This window comes from Paenibacillus sp. FSL R7-0210, assembly GCF_038009085.1.
In the GTDB taxonomy this organism is placed as follows: Bacteria; Bacillota; Bacilli; order Paenibacillales; family Paenibacillaceae; genus Paenibacillus_AQ; species Paenibacillus_AQ silagei.
In genome coordinates this window covers 4,060,150-4,077,111 of the sequence record NZ_JBBPAR010000001.1, presented here as the reverse complement: position 1 = coordinate 4,077,111, position 16,962 = coordinate 4,060,150, and the positions used below count along the sequence as shown (strand labels likewise).

Below are 16,962 nucleotides of genomic sequence, written 5' to 3'. Positions count from 1 at the left end.
TATGGATACAATTACAGCCATTATTCTGGCAATTGTGGAAGGAATCACGGAGTTCATTCCGGTTTCTTCGACGGGACACATGATTCTAACGACTAAGCTTCTGGGATTTAACGAGCAGGATTCGATTATGAAGACGTATGAAATTGTGATTCAACTGGGGGCTATACTGGCGATTGCGCTGGTCTACCGCCAGCGGATTGTGGATCTGCTCGGATTCGGCCGCAGAGACAGAGGGGGCGTAATGCCGGCAGCCCGTCTGAACCTGATTCATGTGCTGCTGGGCATTGTGCCTGCGCTTGCTGTAGCTTTTTTTGCCCGGGACTTCATTAAAAGCCTCTTCGGGGCATCCACCGTCCTCTGGGCGCTGGTCGCAGGCGGTATTCTGATGATCATTGCCGAATGGGTCAACAAACGCAAGATCCGCGTGACGGCGCATGATCTGGATGATCTGTCCTACGGGCAGGCACTCTCGATCGGACTGTTCCAGATTATTTCCGTCCTCTGGCCTGGCTTCTCCCGTTCCGGCTCGACCATTTCCGGGGGGATGCTGAGCGGAGTGAGCTACAAGGCCTCGGCCGACTTCTCCTTCCTCATCGCGATTCCGATTATGTGCGCGGCCTCGGGGTATGAGCTGCTGGATTCCTACAAGAATTTCACGAGTGAGACGATCGGGTATTTTGTCATCGGCTTCATTATTTCCTTCATCGTGGCTTATGTGGTGGTAGTTCTGTTCATGAGAATGATCCAGAAGATCAGACCGACGCATTTTGCCATCTACCGCTTTATCCTTGCAGCCGCCTTCTGGCTGTTTATTATGCGTTGATTCTCAGCTTGGCATCACAGAAAAGCAATTTTACCGTTTAAAGGCAGGAGTGAGCCAAGGTGCGTCTAGTATCCGTCAATCGGCTTCAGGCCGGAATGAAGCTGGGTAAAAAAATATATAATGATGAAGGGCTGGTTCTGCTTGCGGACGGAGTGGAGCTTACCGATTCCCTGATCAAGCGGCTCGCCAGAATCGATATCGGCTATATCTATATTGAGGATTCGCTCACGGAGGATATTGTGATCCCCGGAATGCTGCAGGACGAGACGCGCAATCAGGCGCTCAAGGTCATCCGGAACCAGTTCCAGCAGATGTCCGGCGCCTCGGGAATTACCAAGGGCTTTTATCATCTGGATAAGAAGTTCTCCAAGGTGATGGATTCCATCCTTGATGACATGTCCCTGCAGGAGGACCCGATGATCATGCTGCTTGACATGCACACCGCTGATAACTACCTGTATGTCCATTCCCTGAACGTATGCCTGTATACGCTGGTGCTGGGGATTGCCCACGGCTACAGCAAAGAAGAGCTGCGGGTCATTGGGCTTGGTGCGCTGCTGCATGATATCGGCAAGACGCAGATTCCTGTCAAAATTGTTCAGAAGCCCGGTATGCTCAGCGAGGAGGAATTCCGCCATATGCAGGCGCATACCGAGATCGGATACCGCATTCTCAAGGAAGAGCCGAATATTCCTCTGCTGGCGGCCCACTGTGCCCTGCAGCATCATGAACGGATTGACGGCTCCGGCTATCCGCGCGGCCTGACGGGTCCGCAGATCCATGAATATGCGAAATGGCTGGGGGTCGCCGATTCCTATGATGCGATGACCTCCAACCGGATTTACAAAAAAGCCATGCTGCCCCATCAGGCGGTAGAAGCGCTGTATGTCGGCTCAGGAACTTTGTATGAGCAGAAGCAACTGGAGTTATTCAGAGACCGCGTGGCCATCTATCCGCTGGGACTTACGGTGAAGCTCAGCTCCGGCGAGAGTGGCGTGGTGGTCAAGATTGACCCCAGCACACCACATCGGCCTGTTGTCCGGGTGCTGAATGGACCCGAAGGCGAAACGGTTACCCCCTATGAGCGTGATCTCAGCAAAGCCCTCTCTGTAGTCATTGTGGATGTGACAGACGGGGGAGAACCTGTAGTGAAAAGTACCGGATAGGTGTTCTGCGCAGCGAGGAGAGAATAGGGTATCTGCAGGAATTGCGGAGCTGTATTCTCCGCCTTGCTGTTTTTTTGAGTAGTCGTGGTATGATATAGCTTAAGTTATCGTTCTTTTTCTTTTGTTTTGGGTTAATAATAAGGAATAAGCATTAAAGGAGCATTAAGAAATGAGTATATTAGAGCCATCATCTATAATCCCTGTAAAAGAGCTGTCGCCGGAGTACGATCCATGGGATCCGATTACTTCACTCCGCGAATACGGGCAGCATGTGCTGACCAGTGTAGAGATGACGGTCACGAATCTATGCAATATGCGCTGCGAGCATTGCGCCGTCGGCGACAGTCTTACGATGAAAGAGGGAGAGCTGCTGCCTTTAACCAAGATGCTGAAGCGTCTGGACGAGGTAGAGCACCTGCAGACTATCAGCATTACGGGCGGGGAGCCGATGTTCCGTGCCGGGACGGTGGAGAATACCATCGTACCGCTGCTGAAATATGCGCGGGAGCGGGGCATCCGTTCGCAGATCAACTCCAATCTGACCATGCCGTATTCCCGTTATGAGCAGTTGCTCCCTTACCTGGATGTCATGCATATCTCGTTCAATTATGTGAACGGCGATGACTTCCACGAGGTGGGCTTCGCGAACAGCGGGCACCCGGTCTCGAAGGAGGCCGCCTACCGGCTGTATGATACGATGCTGGAGAATTCCCGCCGGCTGAGCAGCGACGGAATGCTGATCTCTGCCGAGTCGATGATCAACTATCGTACACACACCAAGCTTCCCGAGATTCACCGGCTGATCGGGGACATGGGGGCTAGACGGCATGAGGTACACCCGATGTACGCATCCAGCTTCGCCTCGAAGCTGCCTGTGCTGTCGCTCCGGGAGATGAATACTGCTATTCATTCCCTCCTTGACCATCGTGACCCGGAGATGTGGATGCTGTTCGGCACGCTGCCGTTCTTCGCCTGCAGCTTCCTGGAGGAAGACCAGCAGCTGCTGAGCAGACTGCGCAGCGAGAAGAATGTAACGCTGCGCAATGATCCGGACGGAAGAAACCGGGTCAATGTCAACCTGTTCACGGGCGATGTCTTTGTAACAGACTTCGCCGACATATCCGCCTTTGGCAATATCAGCGACTCGAAGCTGGATGACATTTTCACGGAGTGGCAGACTAAGCATCCCTTGAATCAGCAAGTGAATTGTTACTGTGATGCGGCAGGCTGCTGCGGGCCTAACCTGCTCGTGGCCGATATGTATTATCCCGGGGTCGATTTCAAAACCAGAAAAGCGATCACCTTGTAGAAATGGGGCGTTATTATAGTGCATACGGAATTTGAAATAGGAAGATTAGTGCTTAATCTTTTGCTCGTTCTGGTGCTCGTATTATTAAATGGTGTATTTGTTGCGGCGGAATTCTCGCTGGTTAAGGTCAGACAGTCCCGTCTGACCCAGCTGGTCAGCGAAGGGAACAAAATGGCGGGATATGCGCTTAAGGTCAACAAGCGGCTGGATTCGTATCTGTCGGCCACCCAGTTCGGGATCACACTCGCTTCCCTTGGACTCGGCTGGGTCGGGGAACCGGCGATCTCGGAGCTGCTGGTGGAGCCCCTGATGTACCAGATCGGTGTTACTGACCAGACGCTAATCTCAACGGTATCTGTGATTATCGGCTTCTCGATTATTACCTTTTTACATATTGTGCTGGGAGAACTGGCACCGAAATCTCTGGCTATTCAAAAAACGGAAGGGTCAGCACTGTTGTTGTCCGCTCCGCTGATGTTCTTCTATAATCTGTTTCTGCCCTTCATCTGGGTGCTGAATGCGTCAGCGAACGCTCTGCTGAGATTGTTCGGCGTGGAGCCGGCCAGTGAAGCCGAGGCTGCCCATTCGGAGGAGGAAATCCGCATTCTGATGAATCAGAGCGCGAAGAGCGGGGTGATCGATCAGGATGAGATGAAGCTGATGGATAACATCTTCGAATTCTCGGACCTGCTGGCCCGTGAGGTGATGCTGCCGCGTACCGATATGGATGTACTGTACAGCAATCTTCCGCTGGAGGAGAACATGCGGATCATTACGGAAACGAAGCATTCGCGTTATCCGGTGGCCTTCGAGGACAAGGACCGGATTATCGGCTTCATCCATATTACGGATCTGCTGTTCGCCCCGCCGGAGCAGCAGAATGATCTGGCTTCCCTGGTCCGGCCGATTCTGAACGTGCCGGAATCGATGGAGATCAGCCATGCGCTACGGCTGATGCAGAAGAACAAGGCCCAGCTGACGCTGGTCGTTGACGAGTACGGCGGAACGGCGGGGCTGCTGACCGCTGAAGAGATTCTGGAGGAGATCGTCGGCGATCTGCATGACGAGTTCGAGGATGAACGCCCCAGCGTAGAGCGTAACGGCGATTACATCTCCGTAGAGGGCCGGATGCTGATTGAAGACGTCAACGATCTCACAGGCGTCGTGATTGAGGATGACGAGGTGGATTCCATCGGCGGCTGGCTGTTCAAGGAGCTGGAGGGCAATCCGTCTAAGGGCAAGAAAGTTGTGGTAGGCGATGTCACCTTCGAGGTGGAGGAGTCCACCCGGCTGCGGATCACCCGGATCAACATCCACCGCGAGCCGCCGCCAGAGTCCGAAGAGGATGCGGAAGCCGTGGAAGAGGAGAAGGAGTAAGCAGAAGTGTAACTCGTATTTTTTAATAGAGCAGGGTACTTCAGAAGCCGGTTTGCAGGGCTTTTGGGGTCCCTGTTTTTTTGTTGCTTAGGGCGATTTTATTGGGCAGTTGTTCTTTTCCACCCTTGGACTGTCATAAGTTAGTTACGAAGGTAACGATCAGAGATCTGGACATCCATCAGGCAATGCCGTCAAAACCTTACGAGGAGGAATGATCATTGAACTCCCAGGATCGCGTATGGACACCGTACAGGGGACCGTTTGATCCTTGTCCGCCGGTGCCGTTCAAGACGTATGTTGTGCCGCCGAATCAATTCGTCACGTTTCAGCCCCCGAATCTGCCGCAGTTCTCCCTGCCGGAGGCGCTCAAGCATGGAACGTTATGGCCATCGCTATACAGCCCTTATGAATCCAAGTTCAAAGGAGGGAAGTAGGCTATGGAAGCTAATCCTTGCGAGCCCCGTTATTACGAGATGCTGGAGCAGCTGCAGGTACTTGATTTTGCACTCGTAGAGCTGAATCTGTACCTGGACACTCATCCGCAGGATGTGAAGGCGATTGAGCAGTTCAATCAGCTGACGTATGAGCGCACCAAGCTGGCGAACCAGTTCCAGGAGCTATACGGACCGCTGCAGAATTTCGGCCGCGCCTATTCCAAGGCTCCATGGCAATGGAGCGAGAGTCCCTGGCCTTGGCAAGTCTAAGGCATGAAGCGGGGAATGAAATAGCCTTAAGGAGGGGGAAGTTCACGAATGTGGATCTATGAGAAAAAGCTGCAATACCCGGTGCGTGTCGGCAAATGTGATGTGCGGATGGCCCGGTATCTGATGGAGCAATACGGCGGTGCGGACGGCGAGCTGGCTGCGGCGCTGCGCTATATGAACCAGCGGTATGCTATACCCGATAAGGTAATTGGTGTACTAACGGATATTTCCACTGAGGAATTTGCCCACCTCGAAATGATTGCCACCATGATCTACAAGCTGACCAAGGACGCCTCGGTGCAGGAGCTGGAAGCCGCAGGCTTAGGCCCGAACTATGCGCAGCGGGATCATGCCTTGTTCTATAACAACTCTGCGGGTGTTCCGTTCACAGCTGCCTACATCGCTGCGAAGGGAGATCCAATCGCGGATCTGTATGAGGATATCGCCGCCGAGGAGAAGGCCCGGGCTACATACCAGTGGCTGATTGACATGACCGACGATGTGGATCTGCAGGACAGCCTCAAGTTCCTGCGCGAGCGGGAGATCATTCATGCGATCCGGTTCAAGGAATCGGTGCAGATCTTGATTGAGGAGAAGGATAAGAAGCGGGTGTTCTGAGCAAGAATTATAGTACATTTAAAAGACCGTTCTCTACTATAGAGAGCGGTCTTTTATGTTCTGGGGTGATATTTTGCGTGAATTTATTGATACGATTATCTACACGAAGGAAGAAAACGGGATTAATTTGAAAATCATTATAAAAGAGTGACACTTTTCACCATTCTAGTGGAATGCTACCTTGCCAAACGCTAAAACCTCTATTTCCATTATACAGGTAAAGACCCAAACTGAGCGCGTTTCCTTAAAATTGACCCGTCCCATAGTAATTGGTCAAGTCCCCAATTAGTAGACATTGGAAAAAGCCCTAAGTTGCAAGCTGGCGTCAGCTTGTCTAGTTTACTTTGTGCCTCAATATTTCGTATATCATAAGGATAGAGAGTTTCTACTCTTCAAATGTGATAAGAAACTCTCAATTAAGGCAATGTATATATGAAACAGTGGCTTTTAAGGTGTATTATCGGATATGTAAATATTTATTTGGGAACCGAATTTATTATATTGCGTAGTTAAAAGTATCTCCGATCCATAAATAAAAAAAGTAGGTGTGGGTGTGAATTATTTAAGGAATAATTATAAAGAAATTTTGGGTTTTATTCCATTTATTATGATTATTATAGGGATTATAATATTCAACAATTCTATTGAAAAAAATCAAAGTGAAGCTGATAATAAGACAGTGGGATTTCAAACATGGCAAAAAAATGTTCTAAAAGACAATTCACCAGATACTATTGAACTAAGGGAAGCAATAAATCCAGATAATCCTATATATGATATATACGATATTCTAAATACTATTCAAGTATTAGGAGTCAAAACTCTGAAAGATTATAAGGCATTTGTGAACTTGAACTCAAGAATTCCATCTTACATTAAAAAACCTGTTACATATACAATTGATAAGTCTATCAAAGAGTCTAAAGATATCTATTATGTGGAGTTTCAAGATGATAATGGGAATCCGTTAAAAGATCAAAGTGGCAAAAAGATGATTTATAAGGATGGAGATACAATAGATATTCCTCTGTCTAGGGAGCCATATAAGTATGTTTTTATACGTGGCAATGATATTATACCTTTTGTATACTCCTCAAGTGAGCAAATTGGAAAAATTTTGGATATAACTACAATACCAATAACATACATAGATAATGAAACAGTCGCTTCAACTTTATATCGTAACATAGATACAATAAAAATAGGATCAACAAACTTAAATATTCTATTTGTTGATCCTGCAAGTGTAAATAAAGCTTTACCGTATCATTTTATATTTAAGATTAATATTACCGATCCTAATCAAAACAATAATATAATATGGATAATAGGTATTTCTTTATTTATAATAATTATTATAATATTAGTCATAGTTTTTAGAGAGCAAATAACATATTTTGTTCACGATATAATTGACCGTATAAGACGAAGGATGTAGGTGCATTTTAATGTGCCTCCAGGCTGGACACAGTGGGGTATCGTTTTATTTTCGACAAGCCTTACTGTTGCCGAGTTTCCTTGTCGGGAAAAGGGTGTTTTTTTTCTTGCCAAGGACGACGTAGATGAATGACAATGAATGGCGTGAGAAGCCGGAGGCTGTACCGCCAATTATTGTCATAGGAGCGGCGAAAGCGAAAAAATAAAAGGAGACGTTATGGGTTGTGAATTGCACCCCATCAAGTAGACAGTACAATAAATAAAAATATCAATTACGCGGTCTTCGTCCTGTTTTCCATGGAAAAGATGGCGTTTAGTTTTGCCTGCAAACGATCGTAATTGTAAAAATGGATGTAAGTATTAACTGGTCTCTTCAGTTCTTCAAAGCTATGGTAGGTATGAAGATAAAGGCATATTACTCGGATTGAGTTGTACGCCTATTATTGAGTGTTGGCTTTACTCTATTCTCTTCTGTATACCATTTTTTCTTTACGTTATTATTGCTCAAAAACTGTTCGAGCACGAAAAGATTTTCCACGGATGAATAATCATCAACTGCTCTCTTATATAATTCGTATTCATTAGAAAACTTCCCAGATACCCTCTCTTTATAAAAATCTTTTAAACGATCGTATATATGCCCCTGACGTCGAACACATTTTTGCTTAATATTTCTAACTGTCCGTTCGCAATCCAGATGCTCATACTCCTTGTATGGGCTTTTCCTTTTGCAGTCTTTTTGTTTCAAGGTTTGCGTGGCAAAATAATTGCCGCAATGATTGCATTTCCAAAACTTATATTCAAACAACACCAAATAATGCAGGACTGAAAAAATTATATCTTCCACTGAAGAACAGGAGTAAATGAATCGATACGCTGTTTCGCTATTTTCAACAAATACCTTTCCCATGCTGAAATCATAATTATAATTCAAACAAACATATTGATATGGGGAAATTTTTTTTATTGATGGAGTTTACTCTATATTCCAATTTATAAAGTGGGTTTAACTCTCTAAGCTCAATCTTGTACGTGAATGTTAAAGATAAGAAATGTTTTAACACCTCAAATTCACTCACGGACAACCGTTATTCTTGGTGATGATTTCATTCAAACAAATCTTGTGTCTACTACTGTATGAGCGACGAGATTGCGATCCGGTTCAAGGAATCGGTGCAGATTTTGATTGAGGAGAAGGATAAGAAGGGTGTTCTAAGGATCTGAATAGCTACGGATAACGCCTCCAGACCCAAGTAAGGGTCGGAGGCGTTTTTTTAAATAGAAGAATTTATATGTTTCACGTTTTAAATTATCCTTCTATTTCTCGCTGAAACAGTACCGTCCTTTAAAAGGACGGCAAAGCTGTTTCCGCTTGTGTGAAATCTTTTGGTATGTTTTCATGCGTTTTTCTGAAATAACCATTAATAACCAGAATATCAAAGGAAATGATAGCATGACCTCGTTGGGGAGTGTACAAGGGCCGAGAGCTATTTGTATGTAAAATTATGTATATTTTTGAGTGTTGAGGAAACCGGCGTTTAGGCTTACACTGAATATGTAAATAAATACCAAATATTCAAATGGAGGAAGGCGATCAAGGCGGCATAGCGGATCAAGCTAATCAAGCTGATTAAGCCGATCTAAGCCGTAACGCATACTCTCTCATACATCGTGATCATACCCGCACGTAAGTCCACTACAATCAGAAAGGAATGTGAGATTTTGTGAACAGAGTTGCATTGGTAAGTCCCTTACGGACTGCAGTTGGTTCATTTAACAACGGACTTTCGACACTGAGTGCTACAGAATTAGGAGCGAACGTGATGACGGCCTGCCTTCAGCAAAGCCATGTAGAGCCTGCGTTAGTGGAGCAGATCTATCTGGGCAATGTCCTACAGGCGGGCGAGGGCCAGAATCCTGCCAGACAGGCGGCACTGCAAGCCGGTATCCCTATTGAAGTCCCTGCAACAACTATCAATACCGTTTGCGGTTCAGGTCTTCATGCCGTCGCTTTAGCTTACAACTCTATTCGGGCTGAACAAGGGAGTGTCCTTATGGCCGGAGGGATGGAGAGTATGTCGAATGCCCCTTATGTGCTGAGAAATGCAAGAAACGGCTATAAGCTTGGAAACAGCGAGCTGATAGATACCGTGGTCGCTGACGGGCTGACCTGCCCGATCAATCATTACCATATGGGCATTACAGCCGAGAACATTGCCGAGAAATATCATATTTCACGACTGGAGCAGGATGAATTTGCTTATGACAGCCAGATCAAGGCCGCCGAAGCTAAACGGAAGCAGGTGTTTGCAGAGCAAATTGTGCCTGTGATGACCACCAGCAAAAAGGAAACTGTATGGTTCGCGGAGGACGAGCATGTAAGAGGAGAGGTCAGCAAAGAGAAGCTTGCTCATCTAAAGCCTGCTTTTAAAGAAAACGGATCGGTGACTGCCGGAAATGCCTCGGGGATCAATGATGGTGCGGCGGCTGTGCTGGTCATGTCGGAAGACAAATGCAAGGAGCATGAGGTAGAGCCTTTAGCCTATATTAAGGGGTATTCACTGGTTGGCGTAGATCCTGCCTACATGGGAATGGGTCCGGTAAGAGCCATTAAGTCGCTGCTTAAGAATCAGGATATCCCTCAAGAAGCTATCGATCTGTTCGAGATTAATGAAGCCTTCGCGGCACAGGCCATAGCGGTATTGCATGAGCTGGAGATTAACCCGGAGAAGGTGAATGTCAATGGCGGCGCGATTGCGATTGGACATCCTGTCGGGGCAAGCGGAGCCAGAGTGTTAGTTACACTGGTGCATGAAATGGTACGGAGATCGTCGCATTACGGTATAGCCAGCTTGTGCATCGGAACGGGGATGGGCATTGCCATGCTGGTCGAGAACGCACGCTATTAACACAACGCTGACAGAAAGGGAGTTTAAGATCATTATGAATGCAAAAGAGGTTCTTGTAATGCAATCCATGCCTGCGGCCAGTCCGGGTTACGGGCGTCCGCCTTACCGCTTCATTGACCGTGAATTTATGGTCATCACTTATGAATCTGACCCTGCGGCGATCAGACAGGCGGTCCCGGAACCCTTGCAGCCGGATGGAAGTAACACCGTGTCTTATGAATGGATCAAGATGCCCGATTCGTCGGGTCTGGGAAGCTATGAGGAGAGCGGGATCGTGATTCCGTGTACCTTTCAGGGGGAGCCGTGCAATTTCGTGGCCCAGATGTATCTGAATAATGCGCCTGCCATTCTGGGAGGACGGGAGATCTGGGGGTTCCCCAAAAAGTGGGCCTCTCCCCGCCTGACAGTTGCAGGAACAGAGACGCTGACTGGCACGCTGCATTATAACGATGTCCTGGTGGCTGTGGGAACCATGCCTTACAAGCATAACCTGCTGGATACAGAGGACACAGCTAGAGCTATCGCCAAAACTCAAGTGAATCTGAAGCTCATTCCCGATGTGGATGGGACCCCCAAGATTGCGCAGCTGGTTGCCTACACTCTTGAAGATGTTCACGTAAAAGGCGCTTGGACCGGGCCGGCCCGCTTAAGCCTGATCCCCCATGTGAATGCCCCTGTGGCCGATTTGCCGGTGAAGACGTACCGCGGGGGAAAGCATTTCATTGCTGATCTAACGCTGCCCTACGGCAAAGTCATTCATGACTATATCATCCAGTAGCCTGTAGCCAGCTTTTCTCCAATAATAAACAAGGAGCCTGAAATCTATGATAAACAAATTAATCTCTGCCGAAGACGCCGTGAAGAGAGTGAAGGATGGAGATACCGTGATGGTCGGCGGTTTTCTGGCTGGAGGCCACCCCGAAGAATTGGTGCGTGCGCTTGTCGAGACGCAGTCAGCCGGTCAGCTCTCGCTAATTTCCAATGATACCGGCACCCCGGAATTATCGATCTATAAGCTGGTCAAAAGCGGCCGGGTCAAGCGGATCTATGCCTCCTATATCGGCTCTAACCCGGAAACGGGAAGACTGCTGATGACCAAGGAAGCTGAGGTGAATCTCTATCCGCAGGGCACGTTAGCTGAGAAAATCCGGGCTGGTGGAGCGGGGCTGGGTGGTGTGTTAACCCCTGTAGGAGTAGGGACGATTGTAGAGGAAGGTAAGAGGAAGCTCGATATTGAAGGGAGGGAATATTTACTCGAGCTGCCTCTCCATGCAGATGTGGCACTAATTCGGGCCCACAAGGCGGACGAGGCCGGGAATCTGGTGATTGACGGCTCTTCCCGAAACTTCAATTTCGTGATGGCGATGGCGGCGGATTATGTAGTAGCTGAGGTAGATACTTATGTGAAGCTCGGGGAGATTGATCCCAATCATGTCAATGTCCCGGGAATTTTGATTGATGCCATTGTAAAGGCGGGGAATACGCATGAATAACCGGGAATTCATTGTGAGAAGAATCGCCCAGGAGTTCAAGGACGGCGATGTGGTGAATCTGGGGATCGGTATGCCGACCCTGGCAGTCGATTATATTCCTGATCATGTTCAGATTATGCTACAGGCGGAGAACGGAATACTTGGAGTCGGCCCCAAAGCGGCGAAGTCAGAAGAAAACATCGACTGCATCGATTCTGGCGGCAGCTTCGTGACCACGATGGCCGGAGCTTGCTATTTTGACAGCGCGGTCTCCTTCTCGATCATCCGTGGGGGGCATGTGGACATCACTGTGCTGGGTGCGCTTGAAGTCGATGAGCAGGGCAATCTGGCAAGCTGGATGATTCCGGGGAAAAAAGTACCAGGCATGGGCGGAGCTATGGATCTGGTAGTCGGGGCTAAACGGGTCATTATCGCCATGGATCATGTGAGCAAGGACGGACAGCCGAAAATAGTGAAAGACTGCAAGCTCCCCCTGACGGCGGTACATGTCGTAAACACGATTGTCACTGAAATGGCGGTCATCGAGGTGATCCCGGGCCAGGGGCTGATGCTGATGGAAATTGCACCGGGTCTGACGGTGGAAGACGTTCAGAAGGCTACAGGGGCCGAGCTATGGATCTCCCCGGACCTGAAGGGGATTGCTGTCTAATACAATAAAATTTAATATGTTTACATTGTGATGACTCTACGAACATATTACGCCGTTATGCTGTCTACTAGAACAGACAACAAGGAGCGTGAAAGTTCGTGAGTAATCATCCATTTGTAAAGAAAGTATTAAGCGGGATCTTGGCTATGACGGTTCTGCTTCCCATCCTTACACCTGCTCTATCTCCGTTACCGACTGCCTTTGGGGATGCGGCGGAACCCAGCGGTGTCGTGAAGGTAGAGGATTTTGAACAGGTACGCTTAGCGGATCTAACCTTTGACAGTGCCCGCATTCACAGCGGCAGTCTGGCGCTTGAGACCAATCCGAAATACGTACATAGCGGAGCAAAGTCCCTGCGGATTGATTATGACTTCATTGGCATAACCGATAATCCGTCTCAGGTTGCCGTGGGTCCGGCGACTCAGCTGCCGCTCTCTAACCGAACACCTAAGAGAATAGGGATGTGGGTATATGCCAATCAGGAAGGCCATGGCCTGACCTCCAAGTTCTACGTGTCTTCCACCGGCAAATCCAAAACGTATGAAATCAGGAGTGAAGAGACCGGGATCGACTGGAGCGGCTGGAAGTATGTTGAGGCGGATATAGGTTCAGACCTGACCATGCCGGGTACACTGGCCTTCTACTTCCAGATGAAAGAAAGACAAATGAGCAAAAAGAATAAAGGCTCGATCTGGATTGATGACGTCAGGCTGATCTATGATGAGCCGGTTAATGAAGATATGGATGTGCCTGTGTTAAGTCCAGCGGCACCGGCTCCTAATCAAACCTTGAGCGCCCCTGTCTCTGACATTATTCTGTCAGCGGAGGATGCCAAGTCGGGCATTGACCCGGATTCCATCCGGTTAACGGTGGATGGTCAGCCTGCGGCACCGTCAACTTATGTCTATGATCTGAATCATAAGCAGATTACCTATCACCCGGAGCTTCCGCTGGCCGGAGGTTATCATCAAGTGCTGGCAGAAGTGAAGGATATGGCCGGCAATCCGGCAGCGGCAGAATATGCTTTTCAGATTGAGCATGGAGCCAGATTTACCTTGGAAGCCCCGGAGGAGGCCGTCAGTAATGAGACCTACCGGCTGAAGTTGAAGGCAACGGATGTAGGCGAGGCTAAGAGCTTTCATGCCAGAATCAAGTTCGATCCAGAGACATTGCAGGCCAATGTAATTAATGCACGCTCCGGCCTCAGCCAAGTGCAGACAGTTCTTGATAATACAGGCGGCTATGTTGAAGTCAGTGCCGAGGGATTGCAAGGGGATCAGGCGGATGCGCTGGCAAGTATTGATTTTGAGGTGAACCGCTCTGCGAAAATGGAACGCGGCGAGACGGCTAAGCAGATGGCTATGGTGGAAGGCAGTTTCGGGTATGAAAGCGGGACGAGAGTTCCTTCCTTAGCCTCCCCGCATAGGTATAAGATCGGGTTTCCTTACAAGCTCAGTATCAAGGGATCAGCGCTGCACACTCAGAGTATCATCACGGTTACCTCCCGCGCAGGAGCGCCGGTGGAAGGAGCCGGGATTGATTTTAGCGATACCAGCGGTCCTCAGACTTATGTGCGTGTAACCGCCGATGGGTCCAAAGTATATGCCAAAGCCGATCCATCGTCCGCAGTGTTGCTTGCTGTAGAGAAAGACGCGCGGATGTTCGCCACAACAGGCAGTGCCTCCGGATTCATCAAGGTGTATTTGCCGGATGGCAGCAAGGCAGGGTACATCTCATCCGCAGATGTGGAGCAGAGTGATCTTACCGCAGGAATAGGCTTGACGGATGCCAAGGGAGAGATCTATACGTCCCTGACGAACCTTGCCATTGGCACTTGGAGCGTTCAGGCTGTCAAGGATGGCGGGACCAGCGAGAGTACCAGTATGAATGTTGTAGCTCCGTTTGGCGGGGCAGATCCGCAATATGTGCAGACCTTTGTGACCGAAGATATGAAGACGATGATGAGCGTAGGGTGGCAGAGCGCGCCAAGTGTTCAAGAAGCTTACATCCAGTATATGAAAGATAGTGATTGGGTGGATAGTGATCTGACGAATGCTCCGGCAAAAGCAGCCACGCAGCGCGCGCTCTCCGAGGTGGAGGTCATTCCTGAGGTTGCAGGCGGACCTATGGGCGAAATCAAGCTTCATAACGCATTAGTCACGGGTCTTGAGCCAGGTACGGGCTATCATTACAGAGTTGGCTACGAAGGCCATTGGAGCGATTGGTCCAATTATAAGACGGTGGAGGCTGCGCCGGACAAACCTGTTTCCTTTGTATTTGTAACCGATTCGCATACCAAAGGGGACAATGGGCTGGAGACCTATCAGCAATTGATCCAGAATGCGTTCACGAATTATCCCGATACCCAGTTCGTTATGCATGGCGGTGATATGGTTGATGATGGGGCGGTTTTGAATGAATGGAACCAGTTCTGGCAAGCCTCGTCGATCTATACCTCCTCTGTTCCTTCAGCGTATGCCATGGGGAATCATGATGTAAAAGGGGGAGGAAAGTACATTTTCGCCAAAGGATTGGGGCTTCCTAATAATGGGCCAGAGCTCCAGAAGGAGTATGCCTATTCGTTCGATTCAGGAGAGGTGCATTTCGTGGTACTGAACTCCGAAGCAGACGAAGTCACGATGGGCAAGCAAGCGGAGTGGCTGCGGGAGGATCTTCTGAACAGTCATAAAAAATGGAAGATTGTCATGTTCCACAAACCTGCCTATCATACCGAAGATGGACGCGGCAATCTGATTGAATACACACAGACTTATTTTGCCCCTATTCTGGAAGAATTGAAGGTCGATCTGGTGCTGGAAGGCCATGACCATGTATATGCGCGCACCTATCCGATGAGCAAAGGCAAGCCGCTGCCAAGCGGAGAGCAAGGAACAGTCTATCTGGACGGCGGAGCGTCGGGCTGGAAGTTCTACGATGGAAGCAAATACGAGTATCTTGATTTCATGTTTGACGAGGATGTTCCCGTCTATTCTGCCATTCAGGTAAGACATGATGAGATCATCATCCAAGCCCGCACTACGCAGAGCGCAGAATTAATTGACAACTATACGATTGTGAAAAAGGATGAGCGGACAGTGACTTCCGTGGCCGTAGCCCCGGCCGAATTGAAGCTGAATGTCGGCGACACGCACGCGACGGTGCTTACGGCTACCTATAGCGATAACTCCACTGCCGATGTCACGAATCAAGCGGTATGGACATCTTCTAATGAGCGGGCAGCTACAGTAGACGCCCAGGGTATCATTCATGCCGTTGAAGTGGGAGAAGCTACCATCCAGGCGAATTACGGTAACATGCCGCCGGTGAAGCTATCGGTAACGGTTCAGGCAGAAGGTACGGTGCCAAAGCTGCTGAAGCTGACCGCCGAGCCTGGCACACACACCTTACAGGTGAACAAGCAAGCAGTTTCCGTGATTACAGCGGTATATGACAATGGAGCAAATATAGTGGTTACGGATCAGGTTCGTTGGACAACTTCAGATCCTGCGGTCGCCTCGGTATCGGACAAGGGGATCATTACGGGTATTGCAGCGGGGGACGGGGTAACGATTACTGCTTCCTTCGGCGGCTTAACCATTGCGATTCCCATCGTGGTTGAGGGCGGAACGGTACCGGTGGCAACGCCGACGCCGACACCAACGCCAACGCCACAATCGGGAGGAACACCGGCAGTAACGCCAGCACCAAAGCCGGCGGTAACACCGACAGCAACACCGTCATCGACAGCAACGACGACACCGGTACCAACACCGGCTATAACTGCCGGTCCCGCAAAGCCAACGGTAACCAGGCCTGTCCTGAAAGACACCTTGGACTTAGATGCGCTTAAATCTATCGTTGCAAAAGGCCGGACGGCTGCAGTTGTCAAGTTCCAGGATGTACCTGCCGTTCTGTGGAGTGCACCATTCATTGATCGTGCAGCCCGGATGGGGATGATAACGGGTTACGCGGATGGTTCATTCCATCCTGAAGCCAAAGTAACACGCGCTGAGTTTGCTGTAATGCTCACAAAAGCTTTTGGCCTCACGGGGTCGCAGGGGACCGGATTCTCCGATACGGAGGGACATTGGGCTTCGAAGGCACTTGCGGCGCTTCAACAGCATGGAGTCATTCAGGGCTACGCCGATGGTTCCTTCCACCCCAAACAGGAGATCACCCGCGCGGAAGCTGTGACTATGCTGGCGCGTCTTACGAGCTATGTTCCCGGCACACCGGCACCATTCTCCGACCTCCCGGCAAGCTGGGCGGCAGAGCCAATTAATGCCTTCGCTAATGCAGGCATTGTCACAGGGAAAGGCAATGGCGCCTTCAAACCAAAGGATTCTGCTTCCCGCGCTGAAGCCGTAGTGATGATCGTCCGGCTCATGGATAAGCTTGTTGAAGCGGGTGAAAAGTAGGATAAGTAGACAAAGCTAAAGCTTCTGAGCAGACAAGGGCAGCCCCATTTATTCGGGGC

The 16,962-nt window shown here is 49.3% G+C and carries 15 protein-coding genes; 13 read left to right on the top strand and 2 right to left on the bottom strand.

The window, feature by feature from the left end; all coding sequences use genetic code 11:
* Window position 1: 1 nt before the first annotated feature.
* The 8 genes from MKY64_RS17540 to MKY64_RS17505 all read left to right on the top strand — a co-directional run bounded on the left by MKY64_RS17540 (window position 2) and on the right by MKY64_RS17505 (window position 7,435).
* Entirely contained in the window at window positions 2-823 is an 822-nt protein-coding gene (locus MKY64_RS17540; RefSeq protein WP_209872766.1) for an undecaprenyl-diphosphate phosphatase, read from the top strand.
* Between the two features lie 59 nt (window positions 824-882).
* On the top strand, window positions 883-1,989 hold the full coding sequence (locus MKY64_RS17535) for an HD-GYP domain-containing protein (RefSeq protein ID WP_036721458.1): 1,107 nt from the start codon (window positions 883-885) through the stop codon (window positions 1,987-1,989).
* 169 nt (window positions 1,990-2,158) lie between these two features.
* Entirely contained in the window at window positions 2,159-3,298 is a 1,140-nt protein-coding gene (gene yfkAB, locus MKY64_RS17530) for a radical SAM/CxCxxxxC motif protein YfkAB (protein WP_339255043.1), read from the top strand.
* A gap of 18 nt (window positions 3,299-3,316) precedes the next feature.
* Complete coding sequence (locus MKY64_RS17525; RefSeq protein WP_036721461.1) at window positions 3,317-4,675, top strand: hemolysin family protein; 1,359 nt, start codon at window positions 3,317-3,319, stop codon at window positions 4,673-4,675.
* Window positions 4,676-4,893: 218 nt separating this feature from the next.
* Complete coding sequence (locus MKY64_RS17520; RefSeq protein ID WP_036692819.1) at window positions 4,894-5,109, top strand: spore coat associated protein CotJA; 216 nt, start codon at window positions 4,894-4,896, stop codon at window positions 5,107-5,109.
* A gap of 3 nt (window positions 5,110-5,112) precedes the next feature.
* A complete protein-coding gene (locus tag MKY64_RS17515) occupies window positions 5,113-5,379 on the top strand; it encodes a spore coat protein CotJB (RefSeq protein ID WP_036721463.1) in 267 nt (88 codons plus the stop codon).
* Window positions 5,380-5,427: 48 nt separating this feature from the next.
* Window positions 5,428-5,997: a manganese catalase family protein gene (locus tag MKY64_RS17510; protein WP_036692823.1), complete on the top strand. Its 570-nt coding sequence runs from the start codon at window positions 5,428-5,430 to the stop codon at window positions 5,995-5,997.
* Between the two features lie 553 nt (window positions 5,998-6,550).
* Entirely contained in the window at window positions 6,551-7,435 is an 885-nt protein-coding gene (locus MKY64_RS17505) for a hypothetical protein (protein WP_340954649.1), read from the top strand.
* Between the two features lie 271 nt (window positions 7,436-7,706).
* On the opposite strand, the gene MKY64_RS33435 is transcribed toward MKY64_RS17505, so the two are convergent.
* Together MKY64_RS33435 and MKY64_RS17500 are read right to left on the bottom strand one after the other, a co-directional pair.
* Window positions 7,707-7,811 (bottom strand): IS3 family transposase, encoded by a 105-nt coding sequence (locus MKY64_RS33435; RefSeq protein ID WP_445671727.1) that lies wholly within the window; start codon window positions 7,809-7,811, stop codon window positions 7,707-7,709.
* Window positions 7,812-7,849: 38 nt separating this feature from the next.
* Window positions 7,850-8,344 (bottom strand): hypothetical protein, encoded by a 495-nt coding sequence (locus MKY64_RS17500; protein WP_340954646.1) that lies wholly within the window; start codon window positions 8,342-8,344, stop codon window positions 7,850-7,852.
* 814 nt (window positions 8,345-9,158) lie between these two features.
* On the opposite strand from MKY64_RS17500, the gene MKY64_RS17495 reads away from it, so the two are divergent.
* The 5 genes from MKY64_RS17495 to MKY64_RS17475 all read left to right on the top strand — a co-directional run bounded on the left by MKY64_RS17495 (window position 9,159) and on the right by MKY64_RS17475 (window position 16,903).
* Complete coding sequence (locus MKY64_RS17495) at window positions 9,159-10,343, top strand: acetyl-CoA C-acetyltransferase (RefSeq protein ID WP_340954644.1); 1,185 nt, start codon at window positions 9,159-9,161, stop codon at window positions 10,341-10,343.
* 34 nt (window positions 10,344-10,377) lie between these two features.
* Window positions 10,378-11,121, top strand: coding sequence for an acetoacetate decarboxylase (locus tag MKY64_RS17490; protein WP_340954642.1), 744 nt, complete (start codon window positions 10,378-10,380; stop codon window positions 11,119-11,121).
* A 46-nt stretch (window positions 11,122-11,167) separates the two neighbouring features.
* A complete protein-coding gene (locus MKY64_RS17485; RefSeq protein ID WP_036721470.1) occupies window positions 11,168-11,836 on the top strand; it encodes a CoA transferase subunit A in 669 nt (222 codons plus the stop codon).
* Window positions 11,829-12,485 carry a 3-oxoacid CoA-transferase subunit B gene (locus MKY64_RS17480; RefSeq protein WP_036721471.1) on the top strand — a complete coding sequence of 219 codons (657 nt, stop codon included), beginning with the start codon at window positions 11,829-11,831 and terminating at the stop codon, window positions 12,483-12,485. Before MKY64_RS17485 ends, MKY64_RS17480 begins: the two co-directional genes overlap by 8 nt.
* A 98-nt stretch (window positions 12,486-12,583) precedes the next feature.
* The gene (locus MKY64_RS17475) at window positions 12,584-16,903 is read left to right on the top strand and encodes an S-layer homology domain-containing protein (RefSeq protein ID WP_340954637.1); all 4,320 of its coding nucleotides are present in this window, start codon (window positions 12,584-12,586) and stop codon (window positions 16,901-16,903) included.
* Window positions 16,904-16,962 lie beyond the last annotated feature (59 nt).

Excerpts from the sequence above, each read along its gene's own strand:
- MKY64_RS17540 (WP_209872766.1), top strand. The coding sequence starts at position 2 with ATGGATACAATTACAGCCATTATTCTGGCAATTGTGGAAGGAATCACG.
- MKY64_RS17480 (WP_036721471.1), top strand. The coding sequence starts at position 11,829 with ATGAATAACCGGGAATTCATTGTGAGAAGAATCGCCCAGGAGTTCAAG.
- MKY64_RS17485 (WP_036721470.1), top strand. The coding sequence starts at position 11,168 with ATGATAAACAAATTAATCTCTGCCGAAGACGCCGTGAAGAGAGTGAAG.
- MKY64_RS17510 (WP_036692823.1), top strand. The coding sequence starts at position 5,428 with ATGTGGATCTATGAGAAAAAGCTGCAATACCCGGTGCGTGTCGGCAAA.
- MKY64_RS17515 (WP_036721463.1), top strand. The coding sequence starts at position 5,113 with ATGGAAGCTAATCCTTGCGAGCCCCGTTATTACGAGATGCTGGAGCAG.
- MKY64_RS17500 (WP_340954646.1), bottom strand. The coding sequence starts at position 8,344 with ATGGGAAAGGTATTTGTTGAAAATAGCGAAACAGCGTATCGATTCATT.
- yfkAB (WP_339255043.1), top strand. The coding sequence starts at position 2,159 with ATGAGTATATTAGAGCCATCATCTATAATCCCTGTAAAAGAGCTGTCG.
- MKY64_RS17490 (WP_340954642.1), top strand. The coding sequence starts at position 10,378 with ATGAATGCAAAAGAGGTTCTTGTAATGCAATCCATGCCTGCGGCCAGT.